This is a genomic window from Myroides sp. NP-2, from assembly GCF_014145665.1.
GTDB lineage: Bacteria > Bacteroidota > Bacteroidia > Flavobacteriales > Flavobacteriaceae > Flavobacterium.
In genome coordinates this window covers 47,373-63,013 of record NZ_JACHTD010000017.1, presented here as the reverse complement: position 1 = coordinate 63,013, position 15,641 = coordinate 47,373, and the positions used below count along the sequence as shown (strand labels likewise).

The window sequence follows — 15,641 nt, the reverse complement described above, 5'->3', positions numbered from 1 at the left end:
GGGTGGTTATTGCGGCGGGGCTCACCTCTTCCCATTTCGAACAGAGAAGTTAAGCCCGCTAGCGCAGATGGTACTGCCACATGGTGGGAGAGTATGTCGTCGCCCTTCTTTTGAAAGCCTGATTACGCAAGTAGTCAGGCTTTTTTTTTGGTGAATGGTGAGTAGTGAGTAGTACCACTCACCACTTACCACACAACCAACAAACCGTGCAAACCGCGCAAAGAACAAACCGCGCAACCAACATTCTTTTTCCCCTTATTTTCTATCTCAATAGTATCTTAATAGTATCTCTTTTCTAAAAAAAATATGTTTTAATTTTTTATAGGGAGAAGATGTTTTACTTTTGCATTATAATTTGTGAAATAATTGGTTTTGTTTCTACGCAATTTGTATAGTTCATCGATATGAGTTTTTCTGGAAAAAAAGTTGTGAAGCGGATCGCTATTGCTTTAGGTGCATTAGTGGTTTTTATTTTAGGTTTACTGTTTGTTTTACCTGTATTTTTTAAAGATACTATTAATGAAGAAGTTAAAAAGCTATTAGCTGAATCCATTGAAGGAGAAGTGGCTTTTGACGATATTTCGGTTTCTTTTTATAAGAATTTTCCCTATTTAACGGCTACAATTCTTCATCCAAGTGTTGAAGGTGTGCAAGTAGACTCCCTTCAACCCATGCATTTGCTACAAGCAAAAGAATTGGGCTTGGGGATTAATATGATGAGTTTGTTAGATTCTAAAATAAGCTTCAATCGTCTATTTATAGATTCGCCTGTCGTTGACCTATTGGTAAATGAAAAAGGCGAGGCCAACTATATGGTTGTAAAAGCTACGGATGATTCACAAGAGGAAGAAAAAGGATTTGATTTGCAAATTGATCAATTAGAGATTAAGAATGCGCAAATTCGCTATTGTGATGAAGCTGGAAATATGCATTTTAATGCTATTAACTTTGACTACTTAGGTAGTGGTAATATGAGTGAAGCTGTATTTCAATTGAAAAGTAAAATACGCGTTCGCTCGTTTGATTTTAGTTTTGACAATGTTTTTTACGTCAAAGACAAGCCTTTATTAGCTGATTTAGAAACCTTGATTGATACGAAATCCCTAACCTTTGAATTTCAAAAGAACAATGTCAAAATCAAAGACTTGTTGGTAAGCTTTATTGGTCGTTTTGGATTTATCGAGAATGGGTATGATATGTTGTTTGACATCGATACGGAAAAGGGCAGTTTAAATGAGTTGCTTTCGCTAGTACCACCAGAATACCAAAACTGGTTAGATCAAACTCGTTTTGACGGTGTAGTGGATGGTCACTTTAAACTAGAAGGGCAATTTTTGGCCCTAGATACGATTAGACCGTCGATTAACCTAGATTTAGCGATTGCTAATGGACGTATTCAGCATGGTGAAGTACTTGATCCCATTGAAGATTTAACGTTAGATTTTCACTTTAAAATGCCTTCGTTAGACATGGAACAAAGTGAAGTAATTATCGATCAACTTGCTTTTAGTATTGCCGGACGCAAAAGTGATATTAGCCTTCATACTACTGGTTTTGAAACGCCAACCATACAAAGTGCAATCGCCTTGGATTTAGACTTAGAGCTCATCCAAAAAGCGGTTGGATTTACAGGTGTGAACCTAAAAGGGGACTTACAAGTAAAAGGAAAAATTGATGGTCAATATGCTATGGGAGTCGTAGAAACGAGAACACTGCGTACTGTAAAAAGAGATACAGTAATCACGAGTATTCCCACATTTGATTTAGACGGAATGATTCGAAATGGTTACTTTAAATTGGATAGTTTACCTCAAGCATTAGAGCAAATTAGTTTTGATGTCAAAGCAGAAGGAGGAACGAATAAAATTGAAGACATTAAGTTTCGCATTGACAATTTGAATCTTTTGGCCATGGATAATTTTGTCAAAGGACATTTAGCCGTGAATAATTTAAAAACGTATGACGTTGATGCGCGTATAGAAGCGAATGTTGATTTTGAAAACATCAAAGAATTTATTCCTTTTGACGACGCTGTGTTGCGTGGAAATTTGATGATTGATGGAACGGTAAAAGGAAGTTATGAGCCGAAGCGCAAGCGCTTTCCTATCATGAACACCGAAGTAAAATTAAATAATGGGTATGTACAATTGAAGCGATTGCCTGAATTGCCGATAGAAGATATTCAAGTACACATGATCGTTAAGAGTTCCCGTGGATCCATGAATGACCTCTCTATAGAGGTATTGCCTATTAATTTCAAAATAGCAAAAGAACCCTTTCAATTGGCGGCAAGTTTATATAACTTGAATAATTTAAATTACAATATCACCTCAAAAGGGACCATTAATATTGGCGATATATACAAGATATTCAAAGTTGATGGTATTGATGTTCACGGTAGAATTATTACTAGTTTATTTTTGAAAGGATTGCAAAGTGACGCTATAAAAGGTGATTTCGATAAGTTGAAAAACGGCGGAAAATTTGAGGTAGACAACATCAAAATTCACTCTGAACTGTTTCCTTATCCGTTGCACATTAAAAAAGGGGTATTCAAGTTCTTTAAAGAGAAAATGGGCTTTGAGAAATTTGTGGCTACGTATGGAACGTCAGAGATTAATATGAAAGGTTATTTAACCAACGTTATCGATTACATTTTGAAAGAAGATACGTTAAAAGGAAAATTCACCTTTGAAAGTCCGTATTTTAATGTTGATGAATTTATGATGTTTGATTCTAAGGGAAGTTCGACAAATGCTACAGCCTCTTCTTCAGGAACGGGTGTGATTCAGGTTCCTAAAAACTTAAATATTTTATTTGATGCCGATGCCAAGAAGATAAAGTATAGTGAGTACAATTTGGAGAATTTCACTGGTAGTTTATTGGTAAACGGTGGTAAAATAGACTTGCAAAAGACGAATTTTGGATTGATAGGCACCCAGGTAGCTATGAATGGTACCTATGAGCCTACGGGCTTTAGAAAAGCTAAATTTGACTATGCTATTCAAGCATCTGATTTTGATATTCAAAGGGCCTATAAAGAAATTACTTTGTTTAGAGAAATGGTGAGTATGGCCAAAGATGCCCATGGTCAGGTTTCATTAAACTATGAGTTAAAAGGGGATTTGGATAAAAATATGTTTCCTGTCTTCCGCTCTTTAGAAGGAGGAGGATCTTTAACACTTGAAAATATTGAATTTAAAGGATTCAATTTGCTTGGTGCCATTGCCAAAGAAACGAATACAAAATCGTTAGAAGAAGGGAAAGCAACCGATGTTGAGATTAAAACCACGATTAAAGATAATGTGATGACCATTGAGCGTACCCGAATGAAAATGGCTGGATTTAGACCGAGATTTGAAGGGCAAGTAAGCTTAGATGGTGAAATGAATATCGGCTTGCGATTGGGCTTGCCACCAATGGGAATCATTGGGATTCCGATGAAGATTCAAGGAAATTCCGATAATTTCAAAATTAAACTAGGGCGTTATAAACCGAGTGAAGTATTGGGTAGACCGACGGATGACGACGATGAAGATGACGAGGAGCAACCAGAGGAAGGTATTGAAAGTGGAGCAACGCCTGAAACGGGCGTTACACCAGAGTCTGGAGCAATACCAGAAACAGGAACAGTACCTGAAGCTACACCCCAGGAAGCAACAAAACCGACTGAAGCAACAGCACCCGTTACAAAGGAAAAAATAGCAGAACCAGCAGCATAAAAATAGAAGCTAGAGTGTAATCTCTAGCTTTTATTTTTTTTGCTAGCGGGAGAAATAGTACTTTTACTTTTTGATTTTGAAATAGAAACGTATGATATCTATCCCTTTATTGACTACAGAAGAATTAGCCCTACTAACACAAGGTGCTCAATCAGATCCCTTATATGTGTACCAAAATACGGTAGCGGAGGAGCTGCGTGTATTGCAAGCGAATTGTACCGAGATTAACCCACAAGATCCAAACGTACAATTATTGATCGCCAGAATGTATAAAACAGTTACGGATGGTGAACGTGCAGGTGTTGGTATTGCTGCTCCTCAAGTGGGTATAAATCGACGATTGTTTTTAGTTAAGCGCTTCGACAAACCCAATGAGCCTTTTGAATTTTTCATTAATCCACAAATTGTTTGGTATTCTTCTTTGTTGCAACAAGGAGAAGAAGGGTGTCTGTCTATAGAAAATTGCTACGCCAATGTGTACCGCAGTTTAGCGATTCAGGTGCTGTATTACGATTTAGAGGGCAATCAATATCAAGAAGTTATTGAAGGATATACTGCTGTGATTATTCAACATGAATACGATCACCTCAATGGGGTGTTGTTTACCGATCGCATTCAAGAACAAGCAGAGCGACAGTATGCAGATGCTACTTTAGAAACGCCTTTAGTTTATGAAGTTTAAATCGTATAACTTTATTTTCTATAGTTGGATATTTGGATGGGGGATACCTTGTATAGCACAGGTAGATGTTCCCTATTCAATTGCTGATTTGGCATGCCCAACAGACAATAAAGAATTATTAGATTTGTATGAAACGGGTTTTTCTGCCTTGCAACAAACGGCTTATTACAATACGGCAGGGCGAATTTTTTTTCAGATTATTCAGCAAGATAAAAGTCTGTGTGATGCTTACTATTATACCGGTATTGCTTTGACCAAACAAGACAAAGACGCCGCCGCTTACTCCTATTTATACTATGCGGATAGTTTGTCAACTCAACCTCAAATGTCCTTTAAAATTGCCTTAGCAGAATCCGCTTTGCGCATAGGAAATGTGGGACTAGCACGAAAAAAATACGAAGAGATTAAACAATATTTTCCTCAACGTCCTGAAGGATATTACGGATTGAGTTTAACAGCAACATCGATAGGTGATCTTGTGGAGGGATTGGTCAATACAGATCGCACCTTAGCTAAATATAAAAGTACAGGTGGGTTAACACCAGAACGAGAACAAGAAATTTATTTTATCAAGGCTATCCTCTTGCGAATGAATGCGCAATACGAAAAATCGATTGCATTTTTCGAAAAGAGCAAAGAACACTTTGGTACGGCAACAGATTACCTCGCTAATTATGCGCTTGCAACCTATGAGTTATACAAACAAACCCAGGAAGAAAAATGGAAGCGAGAAAGTCAGCATGCGTTAGAGCAAATTCAAGATAAATACGTACTTAAAGAAGATTTCTTTCTTCAGTTTACGTATGATTAATGCAATGGACGCGCTAAATCAATCTTGAATCCTACGCCGCGAATGCTACTGATCTGTATAGCATCATCATCGGATAAATACTTGCGCAAACGCGTGACAAAAACATCTAAACTTCTCCCACTAAAGTAATCTGCGGATTGCCACAATTGATTTAGAATTACCTCGCGTTCTACAATGGATCGATCGTGTTGAATGAAAAGCAAAAGCAAATCTCTTTCGCGTTCTGTCAATTGATACGTTTTTTTGGAAGTTTCTAGACGCAACAAATTGGGTGTAAACACAAAGATTCCCAACTGGTAGGTTTGCATATTTTTCGACTGCGTATACCGAAGAATATTGTCGATGCGCAATTTTAATTCTTCGGGATCACAGGTTTTTGAAACATAATCAGCAGCGCCTAATTTTAATCCTAACAGACGATCGATATTTTGATTTTTAGCTGTTAGAAAAAGAAAGGGAATCTGGGAGTGGTTTTGGTGTATTTCCTTGGCCAAAGTAAATCCGTCTTTCACAGGCAACATTATATCTAAAATTGCTAGATCAAAAGTGTGTTGTGCGATTAACGATGCAACATCGGTTGCCGTAGGTGTCCATATGACTTGAAAACCACTGAACTCAAGATATTGCTTGACTACCGTACCATAATCGAGATCATCTTCTACTAGGAGAATTTTATGCATAAGGGAGAAGAATAGTGAAGGTAGAGCCTTCGGTTAATTTACTTTTTAAGTGAACACTGCCTTTTCGCTGTATGGCAATTTGCTTGACTTGATATAAGCCTATACCCAAACCCAGCGTATTGTGAATATTGTGTTGTCTAATGCGATAAAACTTGCGAAAAATTAGATTTTGTTCTCCTTTTTCAATGCCTATCCCATTATCAGTAACCTGTATACACAACTGATTTTTTTCTTTTTTCAATGTACAGCTAATTGCTGTACCTCCATACTTAATGCCATTTTCTATGAGATTCAACAAGATTGTTTCCATTTCTGTTTGTGGGAATTCGAGTACTTCTTCTACTTCCCAATGTATCGTAAAGTGAACTTCAGTGTTCTTGAGCTGTAGATCGGCAATTAACTGCATGAGTTGTGTTTTACTAAACATTTGGTCGGTGATGGAAACGAAGCCTCCTAATTGATTTTGCAAGCGCTCTAAGCGGCTCAATTGACGTTGAATCAATTCTACCGTAGGTGAATTGTATTCTTGTTGCAGGTTATTGCATCCGTATTTCAATGTTGCAATGGGCAGTTTGAACTCATGGGATACATTGTCAACCATATTGTGAAGCGTCCATACTTCTTGTTCTTTCTTTTTGATGGTTTTATAGGTTATAAAATACAAAACTAAAATAAAGGTACAAATGAGGAAAGAACCCAATAGTAGTGGAAATAAATCACGGAAGGCTATGCTGTAAAAATTGAGTACTTGAATGTACTTTTCTTGATTAACTGTAAAGTGATTGCTATAGTCTTCCGGGCAATCTGCACAAAGTTCCTCCTCAGTAGTATGTTTGCTCGTTTCTTCTACTTCCCACTGAGACGTGTTAATACGACTAGCTTCTGTTATTTTTTTTTGTGTTTCTAAAATGGTTACAGGTTCCAGTAGCACATTTTCTTTGGTTGTATTGAGAATTACATGAGTCAAGTCTACGCGATAGGCCACTGCATATCCAAGGTCTTGAAAGGCACTATCTATTTTTTGAGAAGCGTCGAGATTTGCTTGGCGAAAAAAATCTTCATTCTTTGTTTTAATATCTGCAATAGTTGCCTTTTTATACAGTAAATCTATAACGGCTTGATACAGTATATTGTCTTTTTTCTTTGATTTTTTATCAAAAACAAGCACACTTTCCAATGCATCTAACTTCTGGTGGGCAATCGTGTTAATTTCTTTCTTTTTTAAGGCGAGTACTTGAAGAAAATAAAACGTCATTATCCCAATCAAAAGAAGATAGAATACACTAAAGGCAATAAGATAATACTTTGGTTTTGAATACTTCATAGGTGCAAAATTAGCTTAATTTAATGGATTTTACCCCTTGTATTTTGCGTTAACCGTTCATTAACCGTTCGTTAACCCGTTTCAAATTTACTTTATAACACCTTTGTTTTAAATAAATAAAAGTATGGTACGTCTAATTATTATGTTGTTTTTATTGCTGATGTCTGTTTTGGTACAGGCACAAACAACAGATTTTACTACAAAGGGAAGAGTAACGGATGAAAAACAAGAAGGACTAGCTTTTGTTACAGTTGTGTTACAAGATGAAAATGGAACAGTTGTCTCTTCCTTTTATACAAATGAACAAGGTGAATATCAAATTGATTCAAAAGAGAAATTCACAACAGTAACCTTTCACTATATCGGCTATCAGTCTCAAGTTATTGCTGTGAATGAGGGGATTCCTTCTATTCTGAGGTTGGTTGAAGATCCCGTTCTTTTAGATGAAGTCGTGGTTCAAGCAAAACGACCAACGATTAAACGCGAAATAGATCGCTTAGTTTTTAATGTACAAGACACGCCTTTGGCCACCTCAAATGCCTGGGATATTGTTAAACAAACCCCAGGAGTCAATGCCATAGGTGATAATCTGAGTATCAGAGGAAGTCAAAGTATTTTGGTTACGATCAATGATCGCAAGGTCATGCTGTCGGGAGATCAATTGAAAGCGATGTTAGAGGCAACCGAAGGGACACAAGTAGAGGCAGTAGAAGTAATTACCAATCCCCCCGCAAAATATGAAGCCCAAGGAAATGCTGTACTCAATATTAAATTGAAAAAAAATAATTTACTAGGATATAAGGGAAGTTTGTCTAATCGATTTAAACAAACGACGTATGCAATGAATACAATTGCTACGCAACATACGTATTCGGGAGAAAAAATTAATTTATCAGGGAATTATTCCTTTGGAAATGGAACAGGCGTACGCTACAATGAGGATAATGTTTATTATCAAAATGGCGAACGATGGAGTAGTGTGATGACGCGTAAAAATCACATCAAAGGACAACATAATTTCGCTGTAGAAATGGACGTGAAACTCGATACAACCCTGACGCTGACCATTGGTGGCAATGGTTATATCAACGAGCGTAGTAAAGGACATTATGCCATCCCTACTTCGATTTACAATACACAAGAGAGCATAGAGTCTACTTATACCACTTTTAACGATAGACAAGCCAATATGGATTCCTATACTAGTTATTTTTTGGTGGAGAAAATGTTTAATCCTATGAAAAAATTAGTGTGGTCCTCTTATTTTACCTATGAAAACCAAAAGGAAGATCAAGCAGTATTGACTCAACTAAACTTTAAGGATCAACCACTATCGGAACAGTTTTTTGCCACAGATAACAATCAACGTACGCGATTAGCCGTTTCAGGACTCGATTATTCCGTAGACAACGAACATTCAAAAGTTGAAGTAGGAGGTAAATACAGTATAGTAAAAGCTACTTATTTGTTGGATTTCTTTGATCAAGAAGAAGGGATAACGTCCAATAACAAAGAAAAAAGTAATGAATACGACTATCAAGAAATCAATTGGGCTTCTTATATTTCCTATACTAAACAATGGAAGAAATGGCAAGCAAAAGTAGGATTTAGAGGAGAATATACGGGGATTCAAACCCAAAGTACAGGAGTGGGGAGTAAGGATCAGTCGTATTTCAAAGTGTTTCCTACGGCTTATTTGAAATACGATCTGTCGGATCAACAACAATTGAGTTTTTCCTATAGCAAGCGAATTGACCGACCTTCTTATTCTTGGATGAACCCCGCAAAAAGCTACTATAATTTATTCTCCTATTTTCAGGGAGATGCGAATTTGAAGGCAGCAATCAGCCATAACTTTAGTTTGAACTATACGTTTAATGAATTGAATGTAGAATTTTTTTACAACCGCGAGCTCAATCCTTCCATGGAAATATCCTATCAAGAAGATGAAACCAATATGTTGATCTACCATTATACGAATATCGACAAGCGACAACTAGCGGGTATGGTTGTAAATTATACCTATCAAATTCTACCTCGTTGGTCTATAACTAGTTTTCTATATCTCCAACAGCAAGAAGACTACTTTTATGGCGTAGATCAACAACAGCATAAAAATGAAGCCTTTGTTTTTGGTGGACGAGGGACGACTACTGTAAATTTAGATAAGGACAACAATTGGAAAGCCATGTTAACCTATAATTTTTATACTCCTACGGTTCAAGGGTCTTTTAAAATTAGTGGCTATCAGCGCACAGATTTAATTATGAGTCGAACGTTTAATCAAAAAAAATGGACGGCTAATTTATACGTCTACAATATTTTTGGAAGTGATAGACAGGTAATCAAAACGCAATATGCGAATCAATACAATTATTTCAAAGATTATATGGATACGCAGGGTATAGGTTTTGGATTAAGCTACAGTTTTGGCAATCAGAAGGTAAGATACAGTAGTAAGGAAATAGACATGCAAGAAAAAGATCGTTTATAAGGACATATTTACAGTAGAGCAGAGGAAAGTTAGCATTAACTTTCCTTTTTTACTGGATTTATTAGTAGATATTTTAGTGGTTTTAAGAAAAATAGGGATGAGTTTTTTTGGATAATTGTTAAAATAGATTTTAGTTAGTTATTTCGTAGCTTTGCATAGTAAATGGAATACTATGGAATTTGATTATTTTGACCAGATTCGAAAAATACGAACTGGGATTCGCTTTTATAGCGAATTGTTGATAGAAGCTTCTTGGAATGTATGGAATATCAAAACACGTGTTGGTATTTTCTTTTTTTCATTGGTCATTGCCTTTTTAGGGACGTATTTTCTGACACCAGATGTTTTTTCGGAAGCGCAGAGGTACACCTTTTTCATTCTTATTTTTTCCATATTATTGTGGGCTACAGAGGCAATTCCGCCTTTTGCTGTGGGAATTATGATCATCGGTTTTTTGGTCTATACCATGGGAAATATAGAAGGAGCCACGATCTCACCTCAAGAGATTTCCTCTACTTGGTCGGATAGTGTAATTTGGATTTTCTTAGGAGGGTTTTTCCTCAGTGAAGGCATGCGAAAGACGAATCTAGACTTGTCGTTATTTAAAAAGACCATTGCTATATTTGGATCAAATCCCAATAAACTAGTACTTGGAATTATTATAGTGACCTCTGTGTTATCCCTTATTATTTCGAATACGGCGACGGCAGCGATGATTTTAGCTTCGGTTATGCCGTTGATTGAAAGAGAAGGAAAAGATTCGCCTATGTCTAAAGCAATTTTAATTAGTATTCCAGCCGCAGCAACTTTTGCGGGTATGATCAGTATGGTTTCTACGCCTCCCAATTTAATTGTTGTAGACGTTTTAAAGACCAAAGGTTATTCGGTCAATTTTACGCAATGGTTGTTCTTAGGACTTGTTCCTGCTGTGATCTTGCTTGCGGGGTTCTGGTGGGCAGTAGTCAAAAAATATACTTCCAAAGTTGAGGGACTTGATGTTTCATTTGTCAATAAGGCCTTGGAAATGACGAATAGTATGCGTTTACAGCGCTTAGCTGTTATTGTCATTCTCGTTGTTACAGTGGGCATGTGGATGTTTGGAACAAAGTACCATATTCCGACTGCTGGAGCGGCAATGGTTCCCATTATGTTTTTGCCTATGTTGGGCATTATTACGGCAGAAGATGTGCGAAAACTGCCTTGGGATACGCTTATGTTGGTGGCGGGGGGATTGTCATTGGGTATTGCCATCAAAGAGTTACTAGCCCCGTACTATTCTCAGTTTTTAGCTGGTGCTGAGTTTAATGTTGTGATAATGATGATTGTATTTGCTGTAATTACGGTTTTATTCTCTAATATCATGAGTAGTACTGCAACTGCAACAATTTTAATTAATATAGCAGCCATTGTATTGCCAGTAGATCAATTGTTGCCCGTAGGGCTTGTTGTGGGACTTTGTGCATCTTGTGGTTTGTTTTTACCTGTTTCTACACCACCCAATGCGATTGTATTCGGTACAGGCATGCTCAAACAAAAAGACTTTCGATTAGGGGGGATATTCGGTGCCCTTGTTGGTACTATCGTCATCATTCTATGGGTGTTGTTCTTACAAGAGTGTACTAACTTTTTTGAGTATTTGAGCTAGATTAGACACAGTCTCACAAAGTGTGTAACTAAAAAAAATAAGCTTGGGTTTAAACCCAAGCTTATTTTTAACGCAGGCAGTTTTTAGTACAGTGGCTAAAAACTTCCCTATTAAATTCGTTCTGGAAAATTGGTAATAATCCCATCGACTTTTAGTTTTTTCATGCGTTCAATGTCTTTAGTATCATTAACGGTCCAAGGGTATATTTTGAGTTTTTCTTTTTTAATTAAAGCGGTATTCTCGGTGTTGAGCATTTTGTGATACGGATTAATTGCTTTAGCTTGAATACTCAAAGCAAATTCGATCGCATCTTCAGGCTTTTTTTCTGTTAAAACGGCTAAAGGAAGTAAAGGATCGAGATCATGTGCAATTTTTAATTCTTCCCACTTAAAGCTGGACAAGATAAAATCGTCATAACTCCACCCTCTTTCCATGAAATTGTGAATAATTCGATGCGTGTCTACGGCGGTATTACTACCTTTTAATTCAATATTTAACACTGATTTTCGGCCTATAGCATCAATAACTTCTTCTAAGGTGGGGATTTTATATTTACCACCAACTACTACATACTCTAGTTCTTCAAGTGTATAGCTCTCAATACGTCCTTTGGCGTTGCTTACTCGGTCGAGTGTTTCATCGTGAAAAACAACAAGTTCTCCACTTTTTATCTTATAGACATCAATTTCAATCATATCACATTGTAAATCAATAGCTTTATTGACTGATTCAACCGTGTTTTCTGTAATGTGTCCCATGGCACCTCGATGTCCAATACGCAGCGTTTTGGATTCTTGTGCAATTGCTGTCGACGTGATGATTGTACAGAGTATAGATAAAAAGGGTGCGTTTAATTTCATGTTCAAGGTATTGATTAGTGAAAAGCAAAAGTGGATAAATTATACAGAAAGACGATTATCCAAGGATTATCATACTGTAAACAAAATGAAAAGTCTTTCCGCTTCACTCAATCCAAACTTTAGGTTTAATATAGGGACAATTGAATAAAAAAGCGAACTTTTTTATAAAAAAATTCGCCTTTTAAGTAGATATCTACTAAAGTAGATCGTTTAGTATTTCTTTTACAGCACGTGCTAACTGAGGATCTTCATCTCGTAGGCGGTGCATAAATGTATTCTTGACATAGATATCAGGAGCAACTCCTGTTTTTTCTAGATTATCACCATCCAATGTGTAAGTACCCCAAGAAGGTAAGCGATAATTCGAGCGGTCAACAAGTGATTTGCCAGAGGTAAAGATGATCCAACGATAGGTTTCTTGTCCGATAATCTTTCCTAATTTTAAGGCTTTAAATCCTGCTGCCGTCATTTCAGCATCACTCAGTGAAAATTCGTTGATCAACAGTACAATTGGCTTTCCACTTGGGCTAAAATTACTCTGCATAGTCAGTTTCCCTTCTCTATACTTCCATTGGAGGTAGGGGCGTTGTGCTAAGAAGTTTAGTACTTTGTCGTGTACATTTCCCCCAGTATTAAAGCGTAGATCCAAAATTACCCCTTCTTTGTGGTGTTCTTGCTCTACCATATCCAATAAGAAAGAATCCAGTTCATTCGACCCCATGTTTTTCATGTAACTATAAGCAATTCTGTTGTTACTCCACTCGTTCACTCGTTGCTTGTTTTGGTAAATCCACTCGTCATACAGCAGGTTTTTCTGTGCTGTAAATGAAATGGGATGAAGTTTTACCTTTATTTCTTTTGTATGGCGTAAAAAGGTTAACTCTATTTCTTCTTGGGTAGGAGCAAACGTAAAATAAGCATCGCGGTTTTGTGTAGGATCTACTTTCTGCCCATTAACATGCGTCAGAATATCACCTTGTTGCACTGTACTATCTTTTGTTGCTGCAGGAGATTTGCGCAGTATACGCGCTACTTCATATGGATTCGATGCCGAGAAAATGATTCCAGTTTCTACAGTATTGTACTGTAGTCTTGTTTTTTCTTCTTCTCCCATTGTGGTAAAGCCCAAATGAGAAGACCCTAATTCACCTAGCATATCATTGAGTAAAACACGAAGATCATTTCTATTGTTTACATAAGGAAGAAAAGAGGTAAAATATTCTTTTGTTTTCTTCCAATCCACCCCATGAAAGGTTTCGTCATAAAAGTTCTCTTCTACACCAGCCCAGGTTTCTTCGAACATTTGACTGAACTCTTCCGCTAAATTTTTAGTAAACGAATAATCGATATTGATCTTCTCTGGTGTGCCTTTATCTAAAGTAAATTTGTAGATATTATTGCCACTTAATGCGTAGATATTCTTTTCTTTTTTGCGAAGAGAGCTCAGGTATAGGTCTGAAATTTTTTCGGTTTTCTCTTTTTCGAAATTCTCATAAATTTTTCGATATAACCTATATTTCCCACTCTCTTGATTAGAAGCGTAAAAGACGTATTCTTTGTTGTCTTCATGAAATACGGTTGGACTTAGTTGATTGCCAAATTTATCGCTGACTAATTCAATGCGGTCTAGTATATCTTGGGTATTGATTTGAACGACAACAGCTGTTGAGTTTTGTTCTTTTTTCTTGTTATTCTGTTTGTCTTTTTCTTTGTCATCTTCTTTTTTGTCGATGAATAATTGATCAAATTGATCTGATTTAAAAGGATCAGCATACCAATCTAAAGCTAGGCGATAGATACTTGCATTTTGCATTCCCATCGGATAAGAAGGGTTTAAACGATCACTTGTAAAGTAGATGTATTTACCCGAAGGCGACCAGGTAGGGTTTGTTTCTGAAACTCCTGTATTGGTTAAATTGAGGGTTTCTTTTTTCTTGATGTTATACAGAAAAATGTCATCCTCAAAGTTGCGTTTTGCGGTAAAAAGGACATAGGCTCCATCAGGTGAAAATGAAGGTGGAGCACTTTGAAACGCCCATATTTCATCTTTAATTATCGTTTCTGAAGTAAAGGTTTTTAGATCGAGTAGGCGAATTTCATCTCGTCCGCTACTGTAAACGGCTTGCGTTAAATTAGCATTAAACGCGAGGTCGCGATTGTTTCGCGTATCAAAGGTAAGTTGTTTTGCTTTTTCTTTGCCATGGGCAGCCAGGGTAAACCAGTTTTGATACCCTTGGTAGGTTTGACTAAAGATAAGAGTCTCATTGTCTTTTAACCATTGTACTTCCATAGCGCGCTCTTTTCCATCCGTGACTGGTCGCACAAATTTACCTTCTATATCTGATACAAAAACGATGCCCCTACTTATGAAAGCAAGTTTCTTCCCATCAGGTGAAATCGAAAAGAAACTGATGTTGTCTGCCACAGCAAAGGTTTGTTCTTTTTCAAGAGTAGCATTGGTATGTAAGTTGATATCAAGCGGTTGAATTTGCGCAGATTGAGTATCAAATACCACCAATTGATAATCTTTTTCAAAGATTACTTTGCTACCATCTGCTGATACGAAGGGTTTTTTGATGGAAGAATCAAAGGCAGTAAGCGCCGTCTTTACACCATTTTTGAACGTATATAAATTGTAATGCCCATTGTTTTCGTCTGAAATAAAGTAGATGACACCTTGACGATCAATTGTAGCATTGAAATCTTTTCCGTTGTAATCCGTATATTGTTTAAAGACTTGTGTTGTTGGATTATACCCTAAAATATCAGGATTGTTCTCTCCTTTGTACCGTTTGCGCGTGAGCTGATTAGCGCTTTCTGTCGAATTTGTAAAAAGGTATTCCCCTGCAGGTGTTTCAACCAAACCGTTGGTATTGTTGAAATAGTTGGTAAATAGAGGAGAGGGCGTGCCGCCGTCTTTATTTATCTTGAAGGAAGCGTAATTGTTGTAGGCATTACTCGTAAAGTAAATCGTTTCGCTATCCCAGCTCCAGCTTTCCATTTCATCAGATGCTTGATGATACGTGAGCTGTTGAATAGGGCCTCCCGCTAAAGGCATGATAAAAATATCTTTATTGCCGTATTGATCTGAGCTAAATGCCAACCATTTGCCGTTGGGGGATACTCTAGGGGTAGTCTCATTTCCTGGTAAAGCCGTCAAACGGACTGCTTCTCCTCCTTGTGTAGGCACTTGCCATATGTCACCGTCAAAACTAAAGTAAGCCGTAGTGCCATCAGGGCTTAGCGAAGGGGTTGAGGTAAAGTGTACCTGTTGTTGCCCCCACAACATTGAAGTTAGTGTTAAGGTTAGAAGCGAAATCGTATGTTTTATCATAATCCTATATTTTTTCTAAACTTAAAACTATTTTAAAGAAACCCCAAGTTGTTGAGTATAGTTTGTTGTTTTACTCAGGTTACGATTCG

The 15,641-nt window shown here is 37.0% G+C and carries 9 protein-coding genes and 1 rRNA gene; 6 read left to right on the top strand and 4 right to left on the bottom strand.

Annotated features, from left to right (window positions below):
• The 4 genes from rrf to H4K35_RS14035 form a co-directional block, all read left to right on the top strand.
• A 5S ribosomal RNA gene (gene rrf, locus H4K35_RS14050) occupies positions 1 to 108 on the top strand; the annotation flags it as partial.
• A 296-nt stretch (positions 109 to 404) separates the two neighbouring features.
• Complete coding sequence (locus H4K35_RS14045) at positions 405 to 3,722, top strand: AsmA-like C-terminal region-containing protein (RefSeq protein WP_182628587.1); 3,318 nt, start codon at positions 405 to 407, stop codon at positions 3,720 to 3,722.
• Positions 3,723 to 3,813: 91 nt separating this feature from the next.
• The gene (gene def / locus H4K35_RS14040) at positions 3,814 to 4,404 is read left to right on the top strand and encodes a peptide deformylase (RefSeq protein WP_182628586.1); all 591 of its coding nucleotides are present in this window, start codon (positions 3,814 to 3,816) and stop codon (positions 4,402 to 4,404) included.
• On the top strand, positions 4,394 to 5,215 hold the full coding sequence (locus H4K35_RS14035) for a M48 family metallopeptidase (RefSeq protein ID WP_182628585.1): 822 nt from the start codon (positions 4,394 to 4,396) through the stop codon (positions 5,213 to 5,215). The genes def and H4K35_RS14035 overlap by 11 nt, the downstream gene beginning before the upstream one ends.
• Here H4K35_RS14035 and H4K35_RS14030 read toward each other — a convergent pair.
• Positions 5,212 to 5,895, bottom strand: a complete 684-nt coding sequence (locus H4K35_RS14030; RefSeq protein WP_182628584.1) for a response regulator transcription factor — start codon at positions 5,893 to 5,895, stop codon at positions 5,212 to 5,214. The two genes, H4K35_RS14035 and H4K35_RS14030, sit on opposite strands and share 4 nt — an antisense overlap.
• Positions 5,888 to 7,219: a sensor histidine kinase KdpD gene (locus H4K35_RS14025; protein ID WP_182628583.1), complete on the bottom strand. Its 1,332-nt coding sequence runs from the start codon at positions 7,217 to 7,219 to the stop codon at positions 5,888 to 5,890. The genes H4K35_RS14030 and H4K35_RS14025 overlap by 8 nt, the downstream gene beginning before the upstream one ends.
• A 124-nt stretch (positions 7,220 to 7,343) precedes the next feature.
• On the opposite strand from H4K35_RS14025, the gene H4K35_RS14020 reads away from it, so the two are divergent.
• Positions 7,344 to 9,713, top strand: a complete 2,370-nt coding sequence (locus H4K35_RS14020; RefSeq protein WP_182628582.1) for an outer membrane beta-barrel family protein — start codon at positions 7,344 to 7,346, stop codon at positions 9,711 to 9,713.
• 172 nt (positions 9,714 to 9,885) lie between these two features.
• Positions 9,886 to 11,358 carry a DASS family sodium-coupled anion symporter gene (locus H4K35_RS14015; protein WP_182628581.1) on the top strand — a complete coding sequence of 491 codons (1,473 nt, stop codon included), beginning with the start codon at positions 9,886 to 9,888 and terminating at the stop codon, positions 11,356 to 11,358.
• Positions 11,359 to 11,468: 110 nt separating this feature from the next.
• Here the strand turns inward: H4K35_RS14015 and H4K35_RS14010 are convergent, their stop codons facing one another.
• On the bottom strand, positions 11,469 to 12,218 hold the full coding sequence (locus H4K35_RS14010) for a glycerophosphodiester phosphodiesterase family protein (protein WP_182628580.1): 750 nt from the start codon (positions 12,216 to 12,218) through the stop codon (positions 11,469 to 11,471).
• Between the two features lie 196 nt (positions 12,219 to 12,414).
• The gene (locus H4K35_RS14005) at positions 12,415 to 15,552 is read right to left on the bottom strand and encodes a S41 family peptidase (RefSeq protein ID WP_182628579.1); all 3,138 of its coding nucleotides are present in this window, start codon (positions 15,550 to 15,552) and stop codon (positions 12,415 to 12,417) included.
• Positions 15,553 to 15,641: the final 89 nt, after the last annotated feature.

Excerpts from the sequence above, each read along its gene's own strand:
- H4K35_RS14025 (WP_182628583.1), bottom strand. The coding sequence starts at position 7,219 with ATGAAGTATTCAAAACCAAAGTATTATCTTATTGCCTTTAGTGTATTC.
- H4K35_RS14015 (WP_182628581.1), top strand. The coding sequence starts at position 9,886 with ATGGAATTTGATTATTTTGACCAGATTCGAAAAATACGAACTGGGATT.
- H4K35_RS14035 (WP_182628585.1), top strand. The coding sequence starts at position 4,394 with ATGAAGTTTAAATCGTATAACTTTATTTTCTATAGTTGGATATTTGGA.
- H4K35_RS14045 (WP_182628587.1), top strand. The coding sequence starts at position 405 with ATGAGTTTTTCTGGAAAAAAAGTTGTGAAGCGGATCGCTATTGCTTTA.
- H4K35_RS14020 (WP_182628582.1), top strand. The coding sequence starts at position 7,344 with ATGGTACGTCTAATTATTATGTTGTTTTTATTGCTGATGTCTGTTTTG.
- H4K35_RS14010 (WP_182628580.1), bottom strand. The coding sequence starts at position 12,218 with ATGAAATTAAACGCACCCTTTTTATCTATACTCTGTACAATCATCACG.
- H4K35_RS14030 (WP_182628584.1), bottom strand. The coding sequence starts at position 5,895 with ATGCATAAAATTCTCCTAGTAGAAGATGATCTCGATTATGGTACGGTA.
- H4K35_RS14005 (WP_182628579.1), bottom strand. The coding sequence starts at position 15,552 with ATGATAAAACATACGATTTCGCTTCTAACCTTAACACTAACTTCAATG.
- def (WP_182628586.1), top strand. The coding sequence starts at position 3,814 with ATGATATCTATCCCTTTATTGACTACAGAAGAATTAGCCCTACTAACA.